Annotated in this window: 21 protein-coding genes and 1 tRNA gene; 10 read left to right on the plus strand and 12 right to left on the minus strand. The window is 67.0% G+C overall.

What is annotated here, in order from left to right:
* Positions 1 to 28: 28 nt before the first annotated feature.
* Complete coding sequence (locus tag ACJMK0_RS01840; protein WP_405235112.1) at positions 29 to 1072, minus strand: tyrosine-type recombinase/integrase; 1044 nt, start codon at positions 1070 to 1072, stop codon at positions 29 to 31.
* A 373-nt stretch (positions 1073 to 1445) separates the two neighbouring features.
* A complete protein-coding gene (locus ACJMK0_RS01845; RefSeq protein ID WP_405235113.1) occupies positions 1446 to 1823 on the minus strand; it encodes a hypothetical protein in 378 nt (125 codons plus the stop codon).
* A 344-nt stretch (positions 1824 to 2167) separates the two neighbouring features.
* Between ACJMK0_RS01845 and ACJMK0_RS01850 the strand changes: the two genes are divergently transcribed.
* The 4 genes from ACJMK0_RS01850 (at position 2168) to ACJMK0_RS01865 (ending at position 6413) form a co-directional block, all read left to right on the plus strand.
* Positions 2168 to 2632, plus strand: a complete 465-nt coding sequence (locus ACJMK0_RS01850; protein WP_405235114.1) for a helix-turn-helix domain-containing protein — start codon at positions 2168 to 2170, stop codon at positions 2630 to 2632.
* A gap of 3 nt (positions 2633 to 2635) precedes the next feature.
* Positions 2636 to 3220: a PIN domain-containing protein gene (locus ACJMK0_RS01855; protein ID WP_405235115.1), complete on the plus strand. Its 585-nt coding sequence runs from the start codon at positions 2636 to 2638 to the stop codon at positions 3218 to 3220.
* A 1014-nt stretch (positions 3221 to 4234) separates the two neighbouring features.
* Positions 4235 to 5101, plus strand: a complete 867-nt coding sequence (locus ACJMK0_RS01860) for a phage integrase N-terminal domain-containing protein (protein WP_405235116.1) — start codon at positions 4235 to 4237, stop codon at positions 5099 to 5101.
* 229 nt (positions 5102 to 5330) lie between these two features.
* Positions 5331 to 6413 (plus strand): tyrosine-type recombinase/integrase, encoded by a 1083-nt coding sequence (locus tag ACJMK0_RS01865; RefSeq protein ID WP_405235117.1) that lies wholly within the window; start codon positions 5331 to 5333, stop codon positions 6411 to 6413.
* A gap of 68 nt (positions 6414 to 6481) precedes the next feature.
* Here ACJMK0_RS01865 and ACJMK0_RS01870 read toward each other — a convergent pair.
* Positions 6482 to 6557: transfer RNA gene (locus tag ACJMK0_RS01870), tRNA-Phe, on the minus strand.
* 162 nt (positions 6558 to 6719) lie between these two features.
* On the opposite strand from ACJMK0_RS01870, the gene nikR reads away from it, so the two are divergent.
* From nikR to egtD, 4 genes are all read left to right on the plus strand, one after another.
* The gene (nikR, locus tag ACJMK0_RS01875) at positions 6720 to 7133 is read left to right on the plus strand and encodes a nickel-responsive transcriptional regulator NikR (RefSeq protein ID WP_405235118.1); all 414 of its coding nucleotides are present in this window, start codon (positions 6720 to 6722) and stop codon (positions 7131 to 7133) included.
* A 136-nt stretch (positions 7134 to 7269) separates the two neighbouring features.
* Positions 7270 to 9330, plus strand: a complete 2061-nt coding sequence (locus ACJMK0_RS01880; protein WP_405235119.1) for a TonB-dependent receptor — start codon at positions 7270 to 7272, stop codon at positions 9328 to 9330.
* 121 nt (positions 9331 to 9451) lie between these two features.
* Positions 9452 to 10735, plus strand: a complete 1284-nt coding sequence (gene egtB / locus ACJMK0_RS01885; RefSeq protein ID WP_405235120.1) for an ergothioneine biosynthesis protein EgtB — start codon at positions 9452 to 9454, stop codon at positions 10733 to 10735.
* A 19-nt stretch (positions 10736 to 10754) separates the two neighbouring features.
* Positions 10755 to 11729 carry an L-histidine N(alpha)-methyltransferase gene (gene egtD / locus ACJMK0_RS01890; RefSeq protein WP_405235121.1) on the plus strand — a complete coding sequence of 325 codons (975 nt, stop codon included), beginning with the start codon at positions 10755 to 10757 and terminating at the stop codon, positions 11727 to 11729.
* 379 nt (positions 11730 to 12108) lie between these two features.
* On the opposite strand, the gene ACJMK0_RS01895 is transcribed toward egtD, so the two are convergent.
* The 8 genes from ACJMK0_RS01895 to ACJMK0_RS01930 form a co-directional block, all read right to left on the minus strand.
* Positions 12109 to 12378 carry an oxidative damage protection protein gene (locus ACJMK0_RS01895; RefSeq protein ID WP_405235122.1) on the minus strand — a complete coding sequence of 90 codons (270 nt, stop codon included), beginning with the start codon at positions 12376 to 12378 and terminating at the stop codon, positions 12109 to 12111.
* 118 nt (positions 12379 to 12496) lie between these two features.
* Entirely contained in the window at positions 12497 to 13357 is an 861-nt protein-coding gene (locus ACJMK0_RS01900) for a mechanosensitive ion channel family protein (RefSeq protein WP_405235123.1), read from the minus strand.
* A gap of 30 nt (positions 13358 to 13387) precedes the next feature.
* Positions 13388 to 14440, minus strand: a complete 1053-nt coding sequence (gene mutY, locus ACJMK0_RS01905) for an A/G-specific adenine glycosylase (RefSeq protein ID WP_405235124.1) — start codon at positions 14438 to 14440, stop codon at positions 13388 to 13390.
* A complete protein-coding gene (locus ACJMK0_RS01910; RefSeq protein WP_405235125.1) occupies positions 14437 to 15042 on the minus strand; it encodes an SRPBCC family protein in 606 nt (201 codons plus the stop codon). Before ACJMK0_RS01910 ends, mutY begins: the two co-directional genes overlap by 4 nt.
* Positions 15032 to 17260, minus strand: a complete 2229-nt coding sequence (locus ACJMK0_RS01915) for an AsmA family protein (RefSeq protein WP_405235126.1) — start codon at positions 17258 to 17260, stop codon at positions 15032 to 15034. Before ACJMK0_RS01915 ends, ACJMK0_RS01910 begins: the two co-directional genes overlap by 11 nt.
* Positions 17261 to 17395: 135 nt before the next feature.
* Entirely contained in the window at positions 17396 to 18301 is a 906-nt protein-coding gene (locus ACJMK0_RS01920; protein WP_405235127.1) for a DUF4097 family beta strand repeat-containing protein, read from the minus strand.
* The gene (locus ACJMK0_RS01925; protein WP_405235128.1) at positions 18298 to 18918 is read right to left on the minus strand and encodes a hypothetical protein; all 621 of its coding nucleotides are present in this window, start codon (positions 18916 to 18918) and stop codon (positions 18298 to 18300) included. The genes ACJMK0_RS01920 and ACJMK0_RS01925 overlap by 4 nt, the downstream gene beginning before the upstream one ends.
* Positions 18911 to 19465 carry an RNA polymerase sigma factor gene (locus ACJMK0_RS01930; RefSeq protein WP_405235129.1) on the minus strand — a complete coding sequence of 185 codons (555 nt, stop codon included), beginning with the start codon at positions 19463 to 19465 and terminating at the stop codon, positions 18911 to 18913. Before ACJMK0_RS01930 ends, ACJMK0_RS01925 begins: the two co-directional genes overlap by 8 nt.
* Before the next feature lie 40 nt (positions 19466 to 19505).
* Here ACJMK0_RS01930 and ACJMK0_RS01935 point away from each other — a divergent pair, with 40 nt between their 5' ends.
* Both ACJMK0_RS01935 and ACJMK0_RS01940 read left to right on the plus strand, forming a co-directional pair.
* The gene (locus tag ACJMK0_RS01935) at positions 19506 to 19715 is read left to right on the plus strand and encodes a hypothetical protein (protein WP_405235130.1); all 210 of its coding nucleotides are present in this window, start codon (positions 19506 to 19508) and stop codon (positions 19713 to 19715) included.
* Positions 19712 to 21859 carry a putative bifunctional diguanylate cyclase/phosphodiesterase gene (locus tag ACJMK0_RS01940; protein ID WP_405235131.1) on the plus strand — a complete coding sequence of 716 codons (2148 nt, stop codon included), beginning with the start codon at positions 19712 to 19714 and terminating at the stop codon, positions 21857 to 21859. Before ACJMK0_RS01935 ends, ACJMK0_RS01940 begins: the two co-directional genes overlap by 4 nt.
* A 28-nt stretch (positions 21860 to 21887) precedes the next feature.
* Here ACJMK0_RS01940 and ACJMK0_RS01945 read toward each other — a convergent pair whose 3' ends face one another.
* On the minus strand, positions 21888 to 22307 hold the full coding sequence (locus ACJMK0_RS01945; RefSeq protein WP_405235132.1) for a prepilin-type N-terminal cleavage/methylation domain-containing protein: 420 nt from the start codon (positions 22305 to 22307) through the stop codon (positions 21888 to 21890).
* Between the last annotated feature and the right edge of the window lie 304 nt (positions 22308 to 22611).

Here is a 22611-nt window from a genome sequence, read left to right on the forward strand (position 1 = left end):
GAATGATGGCATCCCCTTCGGCGGCAACCTAATGGATACCCAGCTGATCGAGCCGCTTCACCAGATCCTCGGCCCGCAGATGAGTGTAACGCCGCAGCATCTGCATGGACTTATGGCCTGAGATGGCAGCCACCTCCTGATCCCCCAGGCCGGCCTCCACGAGCCGTGAGACGGCCTCATGGCGGAGGTCATGGAAGCGAAGGCCGTGGATGCCGAGCCGCTTCAGCAGCCGGTGCCAGCCCGGCCGGAACTCGTATGCCCGGCGGATACCGTCCCGGCCGGGCTCGCCGAAAAAGACGAGGCCGGTCTCCTTCGGGCGGAGGGGGTTCTCGAGGGCAGCACGGACAACGGCCGTCGCGGCGGTCGACAAAGGCACGGTGCGGGACGAGCCGTTCTTGGTTTCGGTCAGCGTGATGACCCGGCGATCCAGATTCACCTGGCTGACGCGAAGCGTCTGGATCTCGCCGGCCCGCATGCCGGTGTGGAGGGCAAGGCGGACGATCCAGCCGAACATGGGATTCGAGTGTGCGCTGGCCGCCCGGAGGATCTTCGCCTCCTCCGCCGCGCTTAGGCGCCGGTTGCGGCCGGGATGGGGCGGCGGCTTCCGGATGTTGGCGACGGGATTGTAGAGGAGCCCGATGCCCCACTCCTTGATGGCCTCGTTGTAGAGGTGGGAGAGCAGCGAGAGCTCGAGCCGGATGGTGCTGGCCGAAAGGCCGGCCTCCTGCCGCCGGTCGCGGTAGCGGGCGATGATGTCGGGGGTCAGCGCCGCCAGGCTGTAGTTGCCGAGCGCCGTCTTCAGATTGGCGATGATGGGTTTCTCCCGCCGTGCGGTTGAGGCCCGCTTGGTCGGGACGACCTCCGCCGCGTAGCGGTCGAGGGCATCTTTCAGGAGCGTCTTCTCGGAGAGGGCCCGGTCGATGTAGACGCCTCGCACCATCTCGTCCTCGGTACGCCGCGACCAGTCGAGGGCGTCACGCTTGGTGCGGAACGTCTTTATCACGGTCGGCCAACCGCGTTTACGGATGATGGCTTTCCAGGTGGCAGAAGGGGTCCTTGTGATCGTCGCCACTGCACACTCCATGGCACAGGTGTACCGAAAGTGTACCGAGCGACACGCGGACTAAAAGCAGTAAATCTGCAAGGTATTGATAGATATGGTGGCCAGGGGCGGAATCGAACCACCGACACGCGGATTTTCAATCGCGAATTGTCAGCAGCTGGCCTTATATTTCAGTAAGTTACCGGGTCGCCCGTTGCCACTACTGCAGCACGGTGAGGCACTGTGCACAGCTGATCTACGCAAATCTTCCGCAGCACTTCCGATCGCTGTTCTTAAGCCAAGCATGTTCGCACAAGCTTCGGGCGCACCACCGCAAAGAATCTAGCCTCCAGGATAGCTTGGGTGGTTCAGAGGAAGGCCGCCTCGACCATACTCCAACGGGCTAATCTCGCATCGCTGCAAAGCAATCCTGTGCGACGGCCCTAGCTTCATCGTAACGAATATAATTTTCTCGAGTCGGCTCAAATCGCCTGTTGCGAAACGACCAGTGGTAGAGTCGGCCATCTCTTGTTACTGCGCCGAAGTGGATTTCTTGGTAGCTCTTGCCGAAGAAACTGACATAGTCGCGCTCATTGGGTAGACGTGCTTTGTAACGGATGGCGCTCCATACGATGTCGCTCCAACGAAGTGAATCAAAGCGGCCACCAATGGCGACCAGAGGCTCTCGTCTGGCGGGCGGAGCAATCAGACACACTGGATCAGTCGATTCGCTGATATCGCTTGCCGCGGCTCTGACGAGATCTGGAAATCTGCTGTTCATGTGATCAACGTAGATGAGCGACGCGAAGTATCCGCCTGCGAGCAGGCAACTTGCCCAAAACACAAGGACCCTAGGAGTCGCCAATACCCTCGCGCTGATCAAGTACCATCCCCTACGCTAAGGAATCGGAACCTGAATGATACGCGCCTCGCTCTGCTTCGTAATATCCAGCGCGAAGCGACACGATCCCCGCTCGGCCCTACTCCCTGGCGGTCAGGCGGCCCAGCGCGTTGTAGCCAAGATAACGGGTAAAGTGCGGACAAAAGGCGTAGTCGGACGGTTTTTTGGATATTGCGATTATTTCGAATATTTCGTATAGTCCCCTCTCTTGAGGAGGGAACACCATGACCATGTCATCGAGCTATGCCGAGCAAATCGGCGATCGCCTGCCATCTGAAAGCGAACGGGCTGCCGCGAACCAGCTTCGGCGCATTCTTGCGGCGGACAGGGAAGCTGAAGACGGCCAGCGGCTCAAGATCGTCGACGAATCCGGCAAATCCCACGAGATCATCCTCGCCCCGGCGCTCTCGAATCTGCTGATGTCGCTACTCGAGCACATCGAGTCGGGTGATGCGGTCACCCTCGTGCCGGTCGAGCAGCGGCTCACTACCCAGCAGGCCGCCGATCTCCTCAACGTCTCGCGTCCTTACCTGGTCGGGATGCTCGAGAAAGGCAAGATTCCGTTCGAGCGGGTTGGCCGGCATCGCCGGATCAGGGCCGAAGATCTGTTCGCCTACAAGAAGTCCCGGGATGCCGAAAGGGAAGCGGCCCTGCAGGAACTCGCGGATATCGACTCCGAGCTCATCTGATCGGTGTTCGCGAACCGCTTTACCGCGTTCGTGGACGCCTGTGTGCTTGCGAGCGCACTGAAGCGAAACCTCATCCTGTCCCTGGCCGAAGCTGAGCTCTATCGCGTGCGGTGGTCTCGGCTTGTCATCGACGAAACCGAACAGGCGATCGCGCGCATGCTCGTCGACAGGGGCGTCCCTGATGCGACGGAACGAGCCGGACGAGCTTGCGCGGCGATGACCCGCGCATTCGACGATGCGATGGTGGAGGGGTATGAAGCCGTACAGCGGGGTCTGCGGGTGTTGCCTGACCCCGGAGATGCCCATGTGCTGGCAGCCGCCGTCAAGACGCGCGCCGACGTCATCGTTACCGACAACCTGAAAGACTTTCCAGCGGAGCTGCTGGAGCCGTACGGCATCGAGCCGAACAGCGCGGACGACTTCGTCGCCGATGCTATCGATCTGCACCGCGACACGGCACTTCTGGCTATCGAGCGCATGCGCTTGCGATTCCGGAGGCCTCCGAAATCGCGGAAGGAGCTCGCGGCCGCCCTGCGACGCGAGGGGATGGTGCAGACCGCGGACTTGATCGAATCCCCGAGTCTGTGACTGCGACGAGTTCCGAGGCTGAACCAAGATCCGAGACCGGAACTGCCGCGCGGCGGGAGCAGCCGCGAATGAGGCCTTCGTGCAGGTAGGATCGCCGTCTGGCAGACCGTAGGTTGCGTCGTCTGCCGCGTCACTACCAGTGCGAAGCGCTGTAGTGACGCGGCGCCAAACCCACCAATTTGCGCGGATTGCAGCCGGAATTGGCGAATGACGGGCGAATGACGCAGAAATTTTCGCCACGAATAATGGGGCGTAAATAATTGGCGATTTCCCGTCTCTCACGAGCTCCCGGGAATGCGAGTCAGAGGCTGCAACACCACTGGCCACTGCGCATTCCGATCCCTTTCCGAACCGATAAAGACCCGTCTCAACAAATTGCTGGGTCGAGTAGTAGTAGGAGTCAGCAGACAGGATAGGACGGCACCAGACAACAATGGTCGGGAACCCTGTAGAGCGTGGCGATTGAAGCCGAGACGCAGGCTTTACAACCCGATAAATCGGGTCTAGTTTTCCAACCATGATCCGCAGCCGCTGCGGTAAAGCGGCACCTGGCAGGGGTTAGCCTGCCTGGGGTCAGGGAGTCTCTTCGAGACTGCTTGATCCAAGCCGGGATCAGATAGCCCGGCCTTTTCAAATTCGCGGAACGCCCCTGGTTCCGCATTTTCAAGAAAATCGCTGGCGTCCCCGCCAGCTTCTTCAAATCGCCAGGACCTCTGCGTCCGGCAATTTTTGTAGCCCTGTGCTTCAGGCGCAGATCCGTTCTCGTATCCATTAGCCAAAAGGAGGTGAATCACCGTTCGTACTGGCCCCTCGGGGCCACTGGTAGCCGCCGGCCGAGCACTCAACAGAGTGCCACCGGCGAACCTGATCGAGGCTTCAGGCCGTAGGGACTGGCAAGGATGGCCATCCCTCTGGGACTGGTGTCCCTGGACCGACTCCGAGCATGTCTCGGACCTCGTATGCCCACCGGGCTGCGAGCTGGTCAGAAAAACTAACCGAACGAGATTGAGCACCATGAAGGACCTGAACTACCAGCTGAAAGCCCTCTGCCGGAACAACCGGGACGGGAGCCATGCGACACGGGAGATTCGCGAACGCCTTTTGAGCCAGATGGCCAATCAGCTGCTGGAGCTCGGCTACCGCCGCCTCCAACCACGCTCGCTCAAACCGAAACACGTCGAGGCCCTGGTCTCTCTCTGGAAAGACCAGGGCCTCGGTATAGGGACGCTGAAGAACCGGCTCGCAGTCCTCCGTTGGTGGGCCGCCAAGGTGAACCGGGCCAATGTCGTGGCCCGGGACAACGGTGCCTACGGCATCGGGGAGCGCCACTACGTGGCAGAAACCTCGAAGGCTCAGGATCTGGACCCGAAGAAGCTGGCCAAGATCAAAGACCCCTATCTCAGGCTGAGCCTCAGGCTCCAGGCCGAGTTCGCTCTGAGGCGTGAGGAAGCCATCAAGTTCGCCCCCAGCTATGCCGTCCGCGAGGACCACATCCGCCTCAAGGCCAGCTGGACCAAGGGCGGGAGGACTCGGATAGTGCCGATCACCCGGGACTCCCAGCGAGCCCTGCTCGAGGAGATCCACCAGTTCGTGGGCGGCGGCGCCCTGATCCCGCCCCACCGGAACTACGTGCAGCAGCTTCGCTGCTATGAGAGCCAGACCAAGGCGGCAGAGCTGAAAAAACTCCACGGGCTCCGCCATGCTTATGCCCAGCGCCGTTACCGGGACCTCACCGGCTGGCCGGCGCCGGTGGCGGGCGGACCGGCGCGGCAAACCCTGAACCCGGAACAGCGCGCCATTGACGACGAGGCCAGGGCCACCGTGACTGCCGAACTGGGCCACAGCCGCCTTGCCATCACCAACAGCTACCTGGGTCGATGACGAAGCCGGCCAGGATATCCGCGCTACTGCCCCGCCTGGTCCGCTTCCGGGATGCGCCTGCCTACCTCGGCATGGACCGAAACCGCTTCAACATCGAGGTCCGCCCCGGCCTCACCGAGATCCCCATCGGGCGCCAGGGCATCGCCTTCGACCGCCTTGAACTGGATACCTGGGTGGAGGACTATAAGTCCCGCAACGGGCGTCCCGGTCGATCGCAAGGAGAACGACTATGGGACGCAAGAAGTCGCCCGGCCTCTTCAAGAGAGCGGGCATCTGGCACATCGACAAGCGGATCGAGGGGCAGCGAGTTTGCCAAAGCACTGGATCGGCTCAACTGGCGGAGGCCGAGAGGTACCTCGCCAGACTGACGGAGTCGCTCCGTCAGGCGCGGATCTACGGTGTCAGGCCCGAGCGGAGCTTCGAGAAAGCGGCGATCCGGTTCGTCCGCGAGAATCAGCACAAGCGTTCGCTCGACCGCGACATCTGCCTGCTGAAGCAGCTCATGCCCTGGATCGGGGCGCTGCCGCTGCAGCGCATCCACCGGGGCACACTCGAGCCGTGGGTCGAACACAGAAGAAAGGAGGGCAAAGCTCCCGGAACGATCAATCACGGTCTCAAGGTGGTGCGGCGCATCCTGAACCTCGCCGAGAGCGAGTGGATGGACGAGCATGGACTCACCTGGATCGAGCGCGCACCCCGCATCAAGCTGCTGCCGGATACCAACAAGCGCCAGCCTTATCCGCTGAGCTGGGACGAGCAGCAGGCGCTCTTCTCGGAACTCCCCGCGCATCTCGGGCAGATGGCGTTATTCGCCGTCAACACGGGCTGCCGGGACGCCGAGATCTGCGGACTGCGCTGGGACTGGGAGGTCAGCGTACCGTCGCTCGAGACCTTTGTATTCATCGTACCGGGGCAATTCGTCAAGAACGGTGACGAACGGCTGATCGTGCTGAACGACATCGCCCGCTCCGTGGTGGAGTCGCGTCGGGGTCGGCACAAGACCCACGTGTTCACCTACCGGGGCGAACCGGTCAGGCGCATGCTGAACAGCGCCTGGTGTCGGGCGAGACGGGAAGCCGGGATGCCGCAGGTCAGGGTGCACGACCTGAAGCACACCTTCGGCCGCCGCCTGCGAGCAGCCGGCGTGAGCTTCGAGGATCGCCAGGATCTGCTGGGTCACCGCTCCGGACGAATGACCACACACTACTCGGCCGCCGAGCTCTCGAAGCTCATCGAGGCGGCGAACAGTGTGTGCGAAAGAAACGGTAACCGGCCGGAGTTAGTGGTATTGCGGCGCCTCAGCGTGAGCTAGGGTCCCGCAAAATTTACGCAAAGGCCGATAGTGAAATGTCCGGAGACGACGTAAGTCGTTGAAAAGACTGGTGGCCAGGGGCGGAATCGAACCACCGACACGCGGATTTTCAATCCGCTGCTCTACCAACTGAGCTACCTGGCCGTACCGTGCAGGAGCATGCAGAGGGGGTCGGGCCTGAAGGCCCTTCTACATGATGCCTCGCCTTGGCGAGCGGGGTATTACAACGGGCCGGGGGCGGGTAGTCAAGGGAGGGTTGTCCGGCTGGCGCTTGCCGGGCGCGGGACCGCGGCTTAGGCTAGCGGGATGTCCGAACTGAGCCGTATCGGGGTGGCCATCGAGGCCGATCTCCTCGAGGAATTCGACCGCCTGATCGAGGCGCGTGGCTATCCGAGCCGCTCCGAGGCCTTCCGGGATCTGATCCGCGCGGAGATCGCCAGGGAAGAGCTGGCGGCCGACGACGAGACCGAGGTGGTCGGCACGGTAACGCTGGTCTACTCCCACAGCCAGCGCCGGCTCGGCGACCGGCTCACTGCCATGCAGCACGAGGCCCACCACGCGGTCATCGCCACCCTGCACGTGCACCTCACCCACGAATACTGCATGGAGGTGATCGTCCTTCGCGGCCCGGCGGGGAAGGTGCGCTCGCTGGCCGACGCGCTGATCGCCACCAAGGGCGTACGCCACGGGCGCCTGACGCTGACCGCCGCCGATTTCTGACCGGCCCGGCCTGTCACGACGAAACGTCGCTACGGGTTTTCCGAGTAGCACGAATAGAATGACCGTGCTACCAATACTCCCTCGAGAGGAACCGGTCTCCGCGGCCGGCAAGTGAAACCCTTCGAGGGACGACCCGATGCGAACACCCCTGCCCGCGGCAATCGCCGCACTGGCCATCGCCGCCACCCCCACGGCCTGGCCGGATACCTCATCGGGTCACGGCGCCGTCGCGGAGACCGCACTCGAGGAGATCGTGGTCTACGGAAGGGCCAGGGAACTCATCGGCACCGCCGACACCGCCTCCGAAGGGCTGGTGGGCTATGACGACATCCAGCTGCCTCCTCTGCTGCGGGTGGGAGAGCTGGTGGAGGCGGTGCCGGGCATGGTCGCCACCCAGCACTCCGGTACCGGCAAGGCCAACCAGTACTTCCTGCGCGGCTTCAATCTGGACCACGGCACGGACTTCTCGGTGAGCGCAGAGGGCGTGCCACTGAACATGCCCACCCACGGCCACGGTCAGGGCTATCTCGATCTCAATTTCCTGATCCCGGAACTGGTCGCCACCACCCGTTATCGCAAGGGCCCGTACGCGGCCGAGACCGGCGACTTCTCCTCCGCCGGCAGCGTGGAGTTCACCTTCTACGACGAGCTGCCGGAGACCCTGCTGGGGCTGACCACCGGCGAGCACGGTTACGGCCGGGCGCTGGCCGCCGGCAGCAGTGGGCTGGGCGCCGGCACGCTCACGGCGGCCTTCGACGCCACCGTGTACGACGGCCCGTGGGAGCTGGAGGAGAACCTGCAGCAGTACAAGGCGTATCTCGCCTATGGCTTCGACGTGGGCGGCGCCCGCGCCGAGTTGAACCTGCAGGCCTACGACAGCGAGTGGGACGCCACCGACCAGATCCCGCTGCGCGCGGTCGAGTCCGGCCTGATCGACCGGCTCGGCTTCATCGACCCGGATCTCGGCGGCCAGACGGAGCGCTACGCACTGAGCGGTTTGCTGGACTTCGGCACCTGGCAGGCCCGCGCCTACGTCGTCGACTACGACTTCACGCTTTACTCGAACTTCACCTACTTCCTGGACGACCCGGTCGAGGGCGACGAGTTCGAGCAGCGCGACGACCGGACGATCTACGGCGCAAGCCTCGAGGGCGGAAGGGGCATCGAGGTGGGCCGCCGGCTGGTCGAGTTCCGCTACGGCGCGGATCTTCGCTACGACGACATCGACGAGGTGGGCCTCTACGGCACCGCTGCCCGCGTGCGCACGGACGTCGTGCGCCAGGACGCGGTGGAAGAACTCTCCGTCGGCCTCTGGGGAGAGGCGGACGTGGAACTGACGCGCTCGCTGCGGGGCATCCTCGGCCTGCGTGCCGACTACTACGACTGGGAAGTGGACGCCTTCCGCGCCGACAACGGCGGCTCCGGCGACGACTCCCTGGTGAGCCCGAAGCTCGGCCTCGCCTGGCGGGTTTCCGACGGCCTGGAGGCCTACGCGAGCTGGGGCCGCGGCTTTCACTCCAACGACGTGCGCGGCGCCACCATCGTCACCGACCCGGCCAGCGGTGAGCCGGTGGATCCGGTGGACGTGCTGGTACAGTCCGAAGGAGGCGAACTCGGCCTGCGCTACGAGCGCGGAACCCGCTTCAACGCCACGCTGGTCGGCTTCTGGCTGGAACTCGACTCGGAGCTGGTCTACGTGGGCGACGCCGGCACCACCGAGCCGAATGACGCCACGGAGCGCATCGGCTTGGAGGCCGCCGCCTTCTGGCAGGCCACCGACTGGCTGGCCGTGAATGCAGCCTGGACGGCCACCGACGCCGAGTTCAAGCAGGACCAGGGCGGCGGCCGGGAGATACCGGGCGCGGTGGAGTCCACCTTCACGCTCGGCCTGAACGCCGCCTGGGCCAACGGCTTCAGCGCCAGCGCGCGGGTGCGCTATCTGGACGACGCCCCGCTGGTGGAGGACGGCTCCGTGCGCAGCGACGACTCGCTGCTGGTCAACGCCGGCGTCGCCTGGCGTCGGGGCATGCTGGAACTGAGGCTCGACGCCTTCAACCTGCTCGACTCCGACGACGACGACATCGCCTATTTCTACGAATCCCTGCTGCCCGGCGAGACCGCGCCGGTGGGTGATATCCACTTCCATCCGCTGGAGCCGCGCACCATCCGCGCCTCGGCGACGCTGCACTGGCGTTGAAACGGCCGGATTTGTTGCACACGGCTGTAACAGGCGCCGGCGAAACTGTCTGAACACGCGGTTCTTTGACACCCTTCGGGGCGCCGCATACCCTAAAAGACGGTCTCACGAGGAGCGACAGATGGCCTCCGTACCGGACGACATCCGCCCGGACTACGGGCAGGAATCCCTGCCCCTGCACTACTCCCGGGTCCGCGCTCAGAGCCTGTCGCTGTGCGACACCCTGGCGCCCGAGGACTTCGTGGTGCAGTCCATGCCGGACGTGAGCCCCACCAAGTGGCACCTGGCCCACACCAGCTGGTTCTTCGAGCGCTTCGTGCTGCAGGAACACGTGCCGGATTACGTGCCGTTCCACGACGCCTACGACTACCTGTTCAACTCCTATTACTTCACGGTGGGGCAGATGCACCGCCGCCCGGAGCGCGGCCTGCTCTCGCGCCCGACGGTGCGCGAGATCATGAATTACCGCCGCCACGTCGACGAGGCCATGAACCGCCTGCTCGCCGAGCGGGGCGAGGATGGGGATATCGCATTCCTGGCCACGCTGGGGCTGCATCACGAACAGCAGCACCAGGAGCTGATCCTCACCGACATCAAGCACGTGCTCTCCCGCAACCCGATGAAGCCGGCGCTGAGCGACGAGCTCAGGAAGCCGCCCGCGGTGGACGCCGGCCCCACGCACTGGGTCCGGGGCGCGGAGGGGCCGCAGGAAATCGGCGCCGCCGGCAAGGGCTTCTGCTTCGACAACGAGACGCCGCGCCACACGGAGCTGCTGCATCCCCACGAACTGGGCTCGCGCCTGGTCACCAACCGGGAGTATCGGGAGTTCATCGAGGACGGCGGCTACCAGCATCCGGATCTCTGGTTGTCGGACGGCTGGGCCTTCGTTCAGGAGCAGGGCCGGCACCGGCCGCTGTACTGGAGCCGAGACCTCGAGACCGAGTTCACGCTCGGGGGCGAGCGGGAGATCGACCCGGACGCGCCCGTCACCCATGTGAGCTTCTACGAGGCCGACGCCTTCGCCAGCTGGGCCGGCGCACGCCTGCCCACCGAAGCCGAATGGGAGACCGCCGCCGCGGGCGCCGAGGTGCGCGGCAACCTGATGGACTCCGGCTACTGGCACCCGGTGGCGGACGGCGGCGGCGACGGCGTCCGCCAGCTGTTCGGCGACGTGTGGGAGTGGACCGCATCGCCGTACACAGCCTACCCCGGCTTCCGGCCGCTGGCGGGCTCACTCGGCGAGTACAACGGCAAGTTCATGTGCAACCAGATGGTGGTGCGCGGCGGCTCCTGCGCCACCGCCAGCGACCACATCCGCGCCAGCTACCGCAGCTTCTTCTATCCCTATTCGCGCTGGCAGTTTCTCGGTTTCCGGCTGGCCAGGGACGTCGGCCAGTCTCACTGAACACGACAAGGGATTGCCTATGGCCACCGACGCAGCGCGGGCAGAGGACCTGACCGAGCAGGATCTGTCCGAGAACCTGGAACTGGCGGAAGTGATCGAGGGGCTCGCGCGCCCGCAGAAGCTGATCTCGCCCAAATACTTCTACGACGAGCGCGGCTCGGAGCTGTTCGACGCCATCTGCGAGCAGCCGGAGTACTACCCCACGCAGACCGAGATCGGGATCATGCGGGAGAACATCGGGGAGATCGCGGACGTGGTCGGCCCGCGCCCCTCGGTGATCGAGTTCGGCTCCGGCGCCAGCATCAAGATCCGCATCCTGCTCTCCCACCTGCACGACGTGGCCGCCTACGTGCCGGTGGACGTGTCGAAGGAGTTCCTGGTGAGGTCGGCCGACATCCTGGCCGCCGACTACCCGGACCTGGAGATCCTGCCGGTCGCCGCCGACTTCACGAAACCCTTCGAGCTGCCGTCGCCGAAGATCATGCCGGAGCGCAACCTGGTGTTCTTCCCGGGCTCCACCATCGGCAACTTCTGGCCGGACTCCGCGGTCTCGCTCATGAAGGTCATGCGCGAGGAGGCCCGGGACGGCGGCGCGCTGCTGATCGGCGTCGACCTGGTGAAGGACAAGGCGGTGCTGGAACGCGCCTACAACGACGCCGCCGGCTACACGGAACGCTTCAACCTCAACATGCTGGCCCATCTCAACCGGCGCTTCGGTGCAGACTTCGATCTCACCGCCTTCCGCCACCGCGCCATCTACAACGAGCAGCTGGACCGCATCGAGATGCACCTGGTCAGCGAGCGCGACCAGACCATCCACATCGGCGACGCGGCCATCTCCGTCGCCGCCGGCGAATACATCCTGTCGGAGTGCTCGCACAAGTATCGCCTGGAGACCTTCGCGCAGATGGCGGAGCTGGCCGGCTTTCGCGTGGACAGAGTCTGGACCGACGCGGACGACCTGTTCAGCGTCCAGTACTGCACCGCCGTCTGAAGATCTTGTAGGAGGGCCTTCAGGCCCGATGCGCTCTTCTGGAGGCGGCATCCTTCTCTCGGCGTAGGCCCGCCATCGACTGGGGCGGACTACGGGGGACGCTCACGTGGGAGGGCCTTTAGGCCCGATGGATCGCGGCTGAAGCCGCTCCTAGCACTGTCTATCGGCTCCAGTCGGCCCGGACAACCCCCGCAGCCCGCCCCAGCCGCGGAAGGGTCCGTAGCCGTGCGGTCTGGCGCGCGTCAGTCAGCGTCTCTGACTGGCAGCTCCTTCACGCCACCGCGAGCACGGCCGTCATGCGGGGGTATCCATCGCCGCGACCTTTTGTCGGGAGCAAGATGGATACCCCCGCAGGGCGGCCAGAAGAGAAGGAGAGCGGTCAGTCCTTGGGAACAAAGCCCTCCGGCGCCTGCGACCCCTCCCCGAAGAAGAACTTCTCCATCTCCTTCTCCAGGAACTCCCGCGCCTTCGGCTCGATGGGGGTCAGGCGGTATTCGTTGATCAGCATGGTCTGGTGGGCGAGCCAGCGCTGCCAGGCCTGCTTGGAGACGTTCTCGTAGATGCGTTTGCCGAGCTCGCCGGGGTAGGGAGCGTAGTCCAGCCCCTCCGCCTCCTGGCCCAGCACCACGCAGTTGACCGTACGGCTCATTGGATGCCTCGTTCGATGGGTTCCGGAAAGATGGACGCTTTATACCAGAGCGCCGGACGCGGACCCAAAAGCAAGGCCGGCGTACGATGGAGCTCGCCTGGCTTGCGCCGGGCGTATCTCAGCCGGCTGATGCGGCCTCGCCGAGCAGCCGCACCTCGCGCTGCGGGAACGGAATGGACACGCCCTCACGCTTCAGGGCCTGATACACGGCCATGTTGGCCTCGTGCATCACCCCGAAATAGCGGTTGGTGGGCGCCCAGTAGCGGTAGTCGAGATCGATGGAGGAGTCGCCGAAGCCCGCGATGCCGATCTGCGGTGAAACCTCGCTCGAGACGCCGCCCACGCCGGCCAGCGCATCCGCGATGATGCCGATGGCCCGTTCCGGGTCCTCGCTGTAGGCAATACCCACCCGGCCCTCGACCACGCGGTTGGCGAAGGAGTTGGTATGGATCTCGCCGGTGATCTGCCGGTTCGGGATGACGATGCGCTCGCCGTCCTCGGTGAGCAGCACGGTGGTGGCCAGCGAGATGTCCTCCACCAGGCCGGAGCAGCCCTGGATGGTCACGGTGTCGCCCACTCTGTACATGCGCGTCAGGATGATCACCAGCCCGGCGCCGTAGTTGGCCACCGGCCCCTGCAGCGCGAAGCTGACGCCGACGGCCAGGCCGCCGATGGCGGCAATCAGCGGTGTGATGCTCACGCCGAGCTGGTTCATGGCGATGATCGCGAACAGCGCGATGACCGTGATGCGCACCGTGCTCGCGATGAACTGGCGCAGCGTGACGTCGACGTCGTGGCGCTCCTGCGCGCGCAGCACGATGCGGCCCACCCAGCGCGCCACCAGGATGCCGACGATGATGACCAGCACCGCCCCGACGAGGCGGAACGAGTAGGTCACCATGAAGTTGACCACCAGTTCGTAGACCTGCTGGACCAGGTCCAGCTGCTGACCCAGTTGTCTTTCGAGTTGTTCGTCCATCCTTCCCTTCCACTTCTCTCCGGCGTCGGCTCAGACGCCGAGCTCGCCGAGCCTGTCCAGCAGCCGTCGCACCGGGGCCGGCAGCCCCACCGCGGTGTCGCCCGCCACATCCACCCAGCGCTCGTCGTCCACGTCACGCGCCGCGCCCGGCCGTTCGTCCAGACGGATCAGGACCGGCCGCATGTGCAGATCATAATGGGTGAAGCTGTGTTCGACAGTCTCCCAGCGCTCCACCGCGGGCGGTTCCGCCCCCAGCCGCCGCCGGCACCAATCCTCCGCCGTCTCCCCGTCGCCGATCTCCGGCAGGCTCCAGAGGCCGCCCCAGATGCCGGCGTCGGGGCGGCGCTCCAGCAGCACCGCGCTGCCGTCCCAGGCCAGCGCGAACTCGGCGGTGCGGAGCCGGCGCGAGGCCTGCGCCGGCTTGCGGCCCGGGAAGTCCGCCTGCCGGCCCAGCGCCAGTGCCCGGCAATCCGCCGCCTGCGGGCAGCGCTCGCAGGCCGGGCGGCTGCGGGTACAGAGCGTCGCGCCCAGATCCATGATGGCCTGGGTGTAGTCGTCCACACGCTGCGACGGCGTGTGCCGCTCCGCCAGCTGCCAGAGCTCCTTCGCCACCGCCGTGCGTCCCGGCCAGCCATCCACCGCGTGGTAGCGGGCCAGCACGCGCTTGACGTTGCCGTCCAGGATCGGCTGGCGCTCGCCGAAGGAGAGTGCGAGGATGGCGCCGGCCGTGGAGCGGCCGATGCCGGGCAGGGCTTCCAGCGCCTCCGGCTCGCGCGGGAACTCGCCGCCGTGATCGGACGCGACCTCCCGCGCGGCGCGGTGCAGGTTGCGCGCCCGGGCGTAGTAGCCGAGGCCGGACCAGAGCGCCAGCACGTCGTCGACCGGAGCGGCCGCGAGCGCCTGCACCGTCGGGAACCGCTCCATGAAGCGCTCGAAGTACGGGATGACCGTCTTCACCTGGGTCTGTTGCAGCATGATCTCCGAGACCCAGACACGGTAGGGCACGGGATCATGCTGCCAGGGCAGATCGTGGCGGCCGTGGCGGTCGTACCAGTGGAGCAGCCTCTCGGCGAAGGGCGTCACGACGGCGGCTCCCGACCTTCGTCCGGGGAGAGGGCCAGGGCTTCGATGCGATTCAGCGCCTCGACGGCGTCACTGCGGAAGGAGCGCTTCATGATGTACGGCCCGATCAGCGGCGGCACCCAGAAGCCGGGCTGCATCTCCATGCGGTAGTGCACCTCGGTGCCGGAGCCGGACGGGATGAACCGCCACTCGGTGCGGCCGTAGGCGAAGTCGCTGTGCTCGGGCTCCACCTCCGCGACGATGCGGCTGTGGGGCGTGAAGTGCAGCTCCTCGATGCGCTCGATGGTCTTGCAGAAGAACAGCACGCAACCTTTCATCAGCGTGTAGGCTCGCGGCGTGCCGTCGCTGGCGGGAGCGATGAAGCGAACGTCTTCGAAGATGCTGGAGATGCGCTCGAAGCGGTCGTAGTCGGCCAGCACCCGGAACACGGCCTCGGGCGGCGCCTCAAAGTAGGTGCGCGAGGCCATGGTGTAACGCTCGCCTTCCTTCTCCACGCTCACGTCCAGCAGATCAGCGCCGCCGGCGGGCGCGGCGGCCAGCACGACCGATGCTGCCAGAAGGAGAATGGCGAGGGCCGCCGGGCGTCGGTCCTCAGCGCTCACCGAGCAGGTCTTTCAGTTTCTTCTTGAGCTGGTCCTCCACCGACTCTTCCTCTTCGGCGGGCTGCTCATCTTCCGGCGCCAGGTTCTCGCCGTCAGCGGGCGCCGCCTCTTCTTCCGACTCGATGCCGAGGCGCTCCAGCAGCTTCTTCTGCAGGCGCTCCTTCTCTTCCTCGATGCGGCCCTTGACCTCCTCGCGCAGCATGTCCTCGACGTCCGGGCGCACCGAGGGGTCGGCGAGGCTGCCGGTGATGCGGATCGGGATGACCGCCTCGGTGTATTCCGCCAGTTCCTCCTCGCTAGCTCCCTCGATGAAGTCGGGGCGCTCGAGGACCCGTGCGCGCACACCGTAGTCCAGGCTGGCGGCGGCCAGGTCCACCGTGCCCGCGCCGGTGACGCGCAGGAACGGCAGCTCGGCGAACAGGTCGTCGTTCGTGAGCACGCCGTCCGCCACCTTGCCGGTGCCGCGGATGGCGGAGAAGGGCGTGCGGGGCTCCGCGGGCGGCTGCGGCGGCGCCTCGCGCCGGAATACGGCCCGCGCCCGGCGGATCTGGTACCAGAGGTCCGTGCCCTCGAACGCGCCGTCGCTGAGTTCGAAGCCGACATTGCCTCCGAGGTCCTGGCGGATCTCGGCCACGTTGGCGCCGCTGCCGGCCAGCGTGAACCGGCCCTGCAGGCTGCCGCTCAGCTTGTCCGTCTCGTAGAGTTCGCGGCCGAGGGCGGCGAGCTGCACGCCTTCCACCCGCTCGTCCACCGACAGGCGGGGCTTGTTGCCGCTCGCGTCGATGCGGACGTCGCCGTTATAGCCGCCCTCAAGCACGCGGGCGGCGATGGGATGCAGCCGCACCCGGCCGTCCCCGGCGTTGACGCCGAGCTCGATCGTGCGGAAGCTGAGGCCGCCCAGCACCACCTCCGCGAATTTCAGGGTGCCCTCGGCATCCAGCGAGCGGATGACGTCCACCGGGATCTCGGTGGCATCCAGCGCCGCGGTGTCGGCCTCGGCCGGCGCGTCGGCGGCCGGCGGCGCCAGGTAGCGGTCCAGGTCTATGCGGTCACCCTCCAGGGCGAAGCGATAGGCGGGCGCCTCGAAGCCGCGCATCGAGAAGCTGCCCTTCAGTTCGGTGTCGTCGAGCCGGGCGGTCATGGCGGAGAGGGCCACGCTGTCGTCCGTGAGGGCGACGTCGGCGGCGAAGGAGACCAGCTGCAGCACGGCCGGGTCGGCGGTGGGCGGCAGCGGCGTGCCCAGGGTCTCGGCCAGGTCTTTCGGCGAGAAGCGGGGCGCCTCGATGCGGCCCGAGAGCTGCAGCGTGTCGCCGACGGTGCCGGTGAGCCCGGCCTCGATGCGCAGGGAGGCCACCTCCAGCGCGCCGTCGTCGAGTTCCAGCGCCTGCTGCTCCGTCGCGTAGGCCAGGCGCCGTGCGGATACGCCGAAATCGAAGGGCTCGAGTTCGGCGCCGGGGTCGAGGCGGCCACTCAGCAGCAGACCGTCCAGCACGATGCGCCCGCTATCCAGGTCCGCGGTGACGACGGTGGCCAGTTCGAACTCGCCGCCCGGGCCCTCGCCCGAACCGTTGCCCGAACCCTTGCCCGAGTCGTCGAGCAGGGTGGCCAGCACGAAGCCGCCGTCGACGTCGAAGGGCAGGCCGGGCTCGATGGCGCCGGTGTTCAGTCCGAGATCGGTGACCCGGTAGTGGACCCCGGCCGCCTCGTCCTGCCAGTCGACGGTCGCATCGGTGAGGCTGATGCCGGCGACCCGCAGCTCGCCGAGGCCCGTGCCCTCGCCTTCGGCGGCAGGCGCTTCGGCGGGCTCTTCGCCCGCGGCAGCCAGGTCGTCCCAGTTGCTGGTGCCGTCGCCGGCGATGCGCAGATTGAGCACGAGCCCGTCCACGGAGACCCGCCCGGCCTCGATGTTGCCGGTGATGAGCGGCCACAGGCGGATGGCGACGCTGGCCCCGTCCAGTTCGGCGAAGGGCTCGGGGCCGAATCCCTCGGCGTTGCCGAGCACGATGCGCCCGGTATCGACGCTCAGCCAGGGGAACAGGCCGAGCTCGAGGTCGCCCTCCAGGGTCAGCGAGCGCCCGGTGGCGGCTTCCACCTGCGCCGCGATCTCGTCCTTGTAGTCGTTCGGGTCGAACAGCAGCGCCACCGCCAGCACGACCACGACGAGCAGGCCGACGACGGCGGCAATGCCGATGAGGAGGAATTTCAGGAAGCGCCCCATTGCAGATCCTTCGCAGCGCGGGTGAGACGTCTAGATTAGCAAACCCCCGACCCGGCAGGCAGAGGCGGGTCGGGGATTTGGTGAAGGGGGGTCGGGAAAAGGGATCGGGGAAAGGGATCGGGGCTAAAGCCCCTCCTACATTTTGCAGAGGTCTATGTCGCCGCTGAGGGTCTGGAGGCGGATCTCGCCGCGGCCCTCGCCGGCGGTGAAGCGCAGCTCGGAGCCCGGGGCGTAGCGACTCTGGCGCTCGGGCTTCGGGCCGAAGCAGTTGTCGATGCTGCCGCTGAAGCTGGTCACGTCGATCTCGGCGTCGGGCTCGCCCGCGACGTCCAGCTCGATGTCGCCGCTGACGCTCTCCGCCTCGAAGCTGCCGTCGCGCTCCAGACTCACCGTGGCGATCACGTCGCCGGAGGTGGTCTCGAAGCGGGCACGGCTCACCCGGCTGTCGCTCACGATCACGTCGCCGCTCACCGACTGGGCGTCGAGTTCGCCGGCCAGCGCCTCCACCACCAGGTCGCCGCTGACGGCCGCCAGCCTCGCGCGGGACACCTCGCCGTGACCTTCCACGCGGACGTCGCCGCTGACGGTCTCCGCGGTCACCGGCTCGCCCCAGACCTCGGTACGCACGTCACCGCTGACGCTCTTCAGCCGCTGCTCGCCGCGCACGCCCTCCGCCTCGATGTCCGCGCTGGTGCCCACGACGCTCAGGCCCATGGCCGCCGGCATTTCGATGCGCAGCTCGGCCGAGGCCCGGTGATACGAGCGGAGCCTGTCCTGCACCTTCACCTCGATGGCGATCGCGCTGCCCTGCCGCTCGATCAGCACTTCCTCCACGTCGTCCTCCAGGACGCCGGTAATGCGGATGTCCTGGCGGTCCGAGCCCTCCACGTCGATGGAGCCGGCCGTATTGCTGATGCGCACTTCCTTCGCGCCGTCCGGCGCCACGGTGCGTTCGTACTGCCGGTCGGCCTGGGCCGCCAGCGGCAGCGCGGCCAGCAGCAACAGTGTCAGTGTCTTCGCGTTCATGGTCTGCGCATTCATAGGTCGGTCCTCCTCCTGGCCGGGCCGGCAAGGCCGTTCACCCGTGCCATCACATCCAGTTCTCTCTGATAGGTCTGCAGCATCAGTTCCTGCAGCAGGGGGTCATCCGGGTTGTCCTGCAGGGCGGTGTCGATCTCTTCCAGGGCGCTCCTGATGGTCTCGATGTTGCGCACCACGATCTCGCGATCTTCCGGCGCGAGCTGCTCGAGGCGCGCCTCGAGCAGGCTCAGGAGTTCCGCCCGGGCCGCGCGGTACTCGGGGCCCGGCTCCACCGAGGTGACGGCGGCGTTGCGCAGCCTGAATTTCTGCCCGGCGGTATCCAGGCCCCGGTTTGTCGTCGCCCGCGATTCGGCCGGGACGGTCGCCATCGGCACCGGGTCTTCGCCCACCGGCCCGTCACGGACGAGCAGCAGGGGCAGCAATGCCGCCGTGCCGACCGCCGCGGCCACGGCACCCCACCACCAGCGGCGCGGGCCCGGACGCGCGTCCGCCTCTTCCAGCCGGGCCTCGATGCCGGGCCACAGGTCGCGCCCGGGCTCCACCGCCTCAGGCAGCGCGGCGATGCGACGATCCAGCTCCGCCTCGATCTCTTCCCGTCTTCGCTGTTCTTCAGTCACTGGTCTGATCCTCTGTAGGCGTCGGGCCGGCGCTCAGCCGCTCGGCGAGCAGCCGGCGCGCCCGGTGCAGTTGTGCCTTGCAGGTGCCGCTGGCGATGCCCAGCATCTCGCCCGCCTCCTCATGGGTGTAGCCGTACACGGCCAGCAGCACGAAGACGTGGCGCGCTCCCTCCGGCAGTGTCGCCACGGCGGCCTCCAGGTCCCGCTGGTCGGCCGGACTCTCGGCGGCTGCACCGAGCTCCGCACCGTCGTCCAGCGGGTCCTCCGGCCTCATCCTGCGTCGTCTGGCGAGTACCGCGTTCACCGTAATGCGGTGCAGCCAGGTGCCGAACGCCGCGTCGCCGCGGAACTGGCCGAGCTTGCGCCAGGCCTGGATGAACGCGTCCTGCGCGCAGTCCTCTGCCTCGGCCGGCCGACCCGTCATGCGCAGGCACAGGCCGTAGACCTGCCCGACGTGGGCGCGATAGAGCTGCTCGAAGGCCCGGCGGTCGCCCTTGCGCGCGCGGCGGACGGCCAGATCGGCCACGTCGACCGATTCAGCGGCCACGGGCGGCTCTTCCGCCGGCGCTCGGGTAGCCGGGCAATCTGTGGCTGGCGCGGTCAATCGCCCGATCAATCTCCATGGCTCCTTTCATCCGTCGTTTGATCCTTCGATGCAGGCCGGTGACCTCGGGTTTGAAACCGGCGGGAAAAAGATCGCGGCCATCGGCACCCGGCGGCTCTTTTGCTATGATCCTGCGATGCCGGTGGTCATTAACGATAACCCGAAAGCACCCGCGCACAGGGAGGGAGCATGAGCGAAGCCCACAGGTCGGGCGACACCCCGGAGCCCCTCGCTCGTCAGCTCCGCGTACTCTACATCGGCGACTACTCCCTCCCCGGCGGCAACATCCTCCAGATGCTGCGCCAGCTGGATGCCATCGACGGCATCCATCAGGCCAGCGACCCGGCCGGCATCCGGGACGAGGTCGCTCGCATCAATCCGGACATCGTAGTGCTCGACGTCGGCCTCACCGAGGCCGGCCGCCAGCGCCTGCGCCCGGCGGCGGCGATGGCGGAGCTGCCGGGCCTGCCGGTCATCGCCGTGACCGCCCGGGTGAACGAGCACCGGGGCATGGCGGCCGTGCAGCACGGCGCCCAGGACTATCTGTGCCTGGACGAGATTACCCCGGGTACGCTCATCGAGGCCCTGCACTATGCGCTCGACCGACACCAGTTCGTGCGCCGCATGCAGCGGCCGGAAGACGCGATGCGCACCATCCTGCACGGCATCAACGACGGCGTGATCGTGGTCGACGAGCACGGCGTGGTTATCTCCATCAATCCCGCGGGCCGCAGCATGCTCGGCCTGGGGCCGCGGGAACGGCCGACCCTCGCCTGGCACCGGCAGTTCTGCGCCAGTGCGCCCGGCTTGGAGACGCCGCTGCCGGTGGAGGCCCGGCCGCTGCCGCGGGCGCTCGCCGGCGAGAAGTTCAGCGACATGGAGGCCCTGTACGAGACCGAGGGCCAGCCGCCGATGCTGCTGAGCCTCAGCGGGCGCGCCCTCACGGATGCCGCCGGCCGGCGTGTGGGGGCGGTGGTGTCCTTCCGCGACGTGACCGACCGCCGGCAACGCGCCAGGCACCAGGAACGCACGTCGCTGTACGACCCGCTCACCGAACTGGCCGGCCGCGGCCTGTTCACCGAGCAGCTCGGCCGCGCCATCAGCCGCGCCTCCCGGCACAAGCGGGAACTCGGCATCCTGTTCATCGACCTCGACCGCTTCCGCTCGGTCAACGACACTCTGGGTCACGACACCGGCGACCGCCTGCTGCAGGAGGTGGCCCTGAGGCTGGTGCGGGAACTGAGGGTGAGCGACCTCGTGGGACGCTGGAACGCCGACCAGTTCGTGATCTGTATCGAGGACGTGGAGTCGCCCCAGGACGCCGCCACGGTGGGGCAGAAGCTCGTGCTGGCGCTGGAGGAGCAGTACTTCGTCGGCGGCAACGAGGTCTATCTGACCCCCAGCATCGGCATCGCCCTGTATCCGGAGGCGGGCAACAACGCCGCCGATCTGGTGAAGGCGGCCGCGCTGGCCACCAGCCAGGCGAAGAGCCACGGCGGCGGACGCTTCCAGTTCCACTCCGCGGCGCTGAACCACAAGATCGCGGAGCGGGAAGAGCTGGAGGTGGGGCTGCGCCACGCCCTGGTGCGCCGGGAGCTGCTGCTGCACTACCAGCCGCGCATCGACGTGCGCAACGGCCGGCTCATCGGCTTCGAGGCGCTGCTGCGCTGGCAGCATCCCCGCTTCGGCCTGCTGGCGCCCGAGCGCTTCCTGCCCATCCTCGAGTCCAGCGGGCTCATCCACTCGGTGGGCGAATGGATCGTCGCCAACGCCGCCGCGCAGCTGAAGGCTTGGCAGACCCAGTTCGATCTGCCGGACCTCACGGTGGCGGTGAATCTCTCGCCGGCACAGCTCGCGCGGGGGCGCATCGTCGAATCCGTGGCGAAGGCACTGAAGGACACCAACCTGGATCCGGGCTGTCTGGAACTGGAGATCATGGCCACGGGCATGAACCACGGCCGGCGCATGCCCGCGCACATCATGGCCGAGCTGAACGCGCTCGGCGTGCGCATATCCCTGGACCGCTTCGGCACCCAGGACATCTCGTTCCGCTCGCTGGACAGCGGCGTGGTGGATACCTTCGTGATCGACCGCAGCCTGATCGCGGACCTGCAGGAGAACGAGGATCACCAGCGCCTGGTGCGCGCCGCCATCGCCATGGCCCGCGGGCTGGATATCGAGGTGGCGGCGGAAGGCGTGGAGACCGCCGAGCAGCTGGACTTCCTGCGCGAGTGCAACTGCGACCTGGTACAGGGCTTCCTGTTCAGCCGCCCGATGCACCCCGAGAAGGCGTCGATGTTCCTGCGCGACGAGACCGTCGCCGCACGACGCGTCTAGGGTCTTCCCGGCAGGAGACTTCCCGGAGTCAGCAGCCTGCCGTGTAGGCGTTCACCGTCGCCGGCACGCCGTCCGCCGTCGGCGGCAGATAGACCACCCCGCAGTCCAGCGCCGAGCGCGCATCCTCGTGTACCCACACGCCGTTGTTCTGGCGGAAGCCGCCGGGCCCGATCACGGCATGGGCGATCGCCTGCTCGGCCGGATAACCATGCACGAAGCGCAGCTCCTCGCCCTGGAACGTCAGCGTCTCGGGCCGGCCCGCGGCCGACCACACCCGGTGGGTGATCTCGGCCGAACTCCTCACGCCGTCGGCGAGCGAGACCACGGCCTGCTCCCGGGCCTCCCGGTCCAGCAGCGAGAAACGCGGCACCGCCACCGCGGCGAGCATCGCGATGATCGCGACCACGATCAGCAATTCCAGTGCGGTCAGACCTTTCTGGGATTCCATATCCCCGCCTCCTCGATGCGGGCCGCGGCCCGGCTGAACATAACGACGGAGATTGGCCGGATGCCCGCGCCGTGTCTGTGACGCCGTTCAAGAATCAAGGTAGGAGGGCCTTCAGGCCCGATTCCCCCTTTCTGTCGGCGTAGGCCCGCCATCGGGTGGGTAAGGGTCGCGGGGACGCTCAGTCGGACGTCCTGTCCTCCTTAGCTTCGGCCGGGCCTCCTTCCCGCCGTCATGGCTCCAGTCGGCCCGGACGACCCCGCAACCCTTACCCACCCGCTGGCGGGCCCGTAGCCGATAAGCCTGG

Origin of the sequence: Lentisalinibacter orientalis, from assembly GCF_040706535.1 — a bacterium.
Classification (GTDB): domain Bacteria; phylum Pseudomonadota; class Gammaproteobacteria; order Steroidobacterales; family Woeseiaceae; genus Lentisalinibacter; species Lentisalinibacter orientalis.

Bases quoted from the DNA above. Each gene is read 5' to 3' on its own strand.
- ACJMK0_RS01850 (WP_405235114.1), top strand. From the start codon at position 2,168: ATGACCATGTCATCGAGCTATGCCGAGCAAATCGGCGATCGCCTGCCA.
- ACJMK0_RS01880 (WP_405235119.1), top strand. From the start codon at position 7,270: ATGCGAACACCCCTGCCCGCGGCAATCGCCGCACTGGCCATCGCCGCC.
- egtD (WP_405235121.1), top strand. From the start codon at position 10,755: ATGGCCACCGACGCAGCGCGGGCAGAGGACCTGACCGAGCAGGATCTG.
- ACJMK0_RS01945 (WP_405235132.1), bottom strand. From the start codon at position 22,307: ATGGAATCCCAGAAAGGTCTGACCGCACTGGAATTGCTGATCGTGGTC.
- ACJMK0_RS01865 (WP_405235117.1), top strand. From the start codon at position 5,331: ATGGGACGCAAGAAGTCGCCCGGCCTCTTCAAGAGAGCGGGCATCTGG.
- egtB (WP_405235120.1), top strand. From the start codon at position 9,452: ATGGCCTCCGTACCGGACGACATCCGCCCGGACTACGGGCAGGAATCC.
- ACJMK0_RS01920 (WP_405235127.1), bottom strand. From the start codon at position 18,301: ATGAATGCGCAGACCATGAACGCGAAGACACTGACACTGTTGCTGCTG.
- ACJMK0_RS01845 (WP_405235113.1), bottom strand. From the start codon at position 1,823: ATGAACAGCAGATTTCCAGATCTCGTCAGAGCCGCGGCAAGCGATATC.
- nikR (WP_405235118.1), top strand. From the start codon at position 6,720: ATGTCCGAACTGAGCCGTATCGGGGTGGCCATCGAGGCCGATCTCCTC.
- ACJMK0_RS01860 (WP_405235116.1), top strand. From the start codon at position 4,235: ATGAAGGACCTGAACTACCAGCTGAAAGCCCTCTGCCGGAACAACCGG.
- ACJMK0_RS01895 (WP_405235122.1), bottom strand. From the start codon at position 12,378: ATGAGCCGTACGGTCAACTGCGTGGTGCTGGGCCAGGAGGCGGAGGGG.
- ACJMK0_RS01915 (WP_405235126.1), bottom strand. From the start codon at position 17,260: ATGGGGCGCTTCCTGAAATTCCTCCTCATCGGCATTGCCGCCGTCGTC.
- ACJMK0_RS01900 (WP_405235123.1), bottom strand. From the start codon at position 13,357: ATGGACGAACAACTCGAAAGACAACTGGGTCAGCAGCTGGACCTGGTC.
- ACJMK0_RS01940 (WP_405235131.1), top strand. From the start codon at position 19,712: ATGAGCGAAGCCCACAGGTCGGGCGACACCCCGGAGCCCCTCGCTCGT.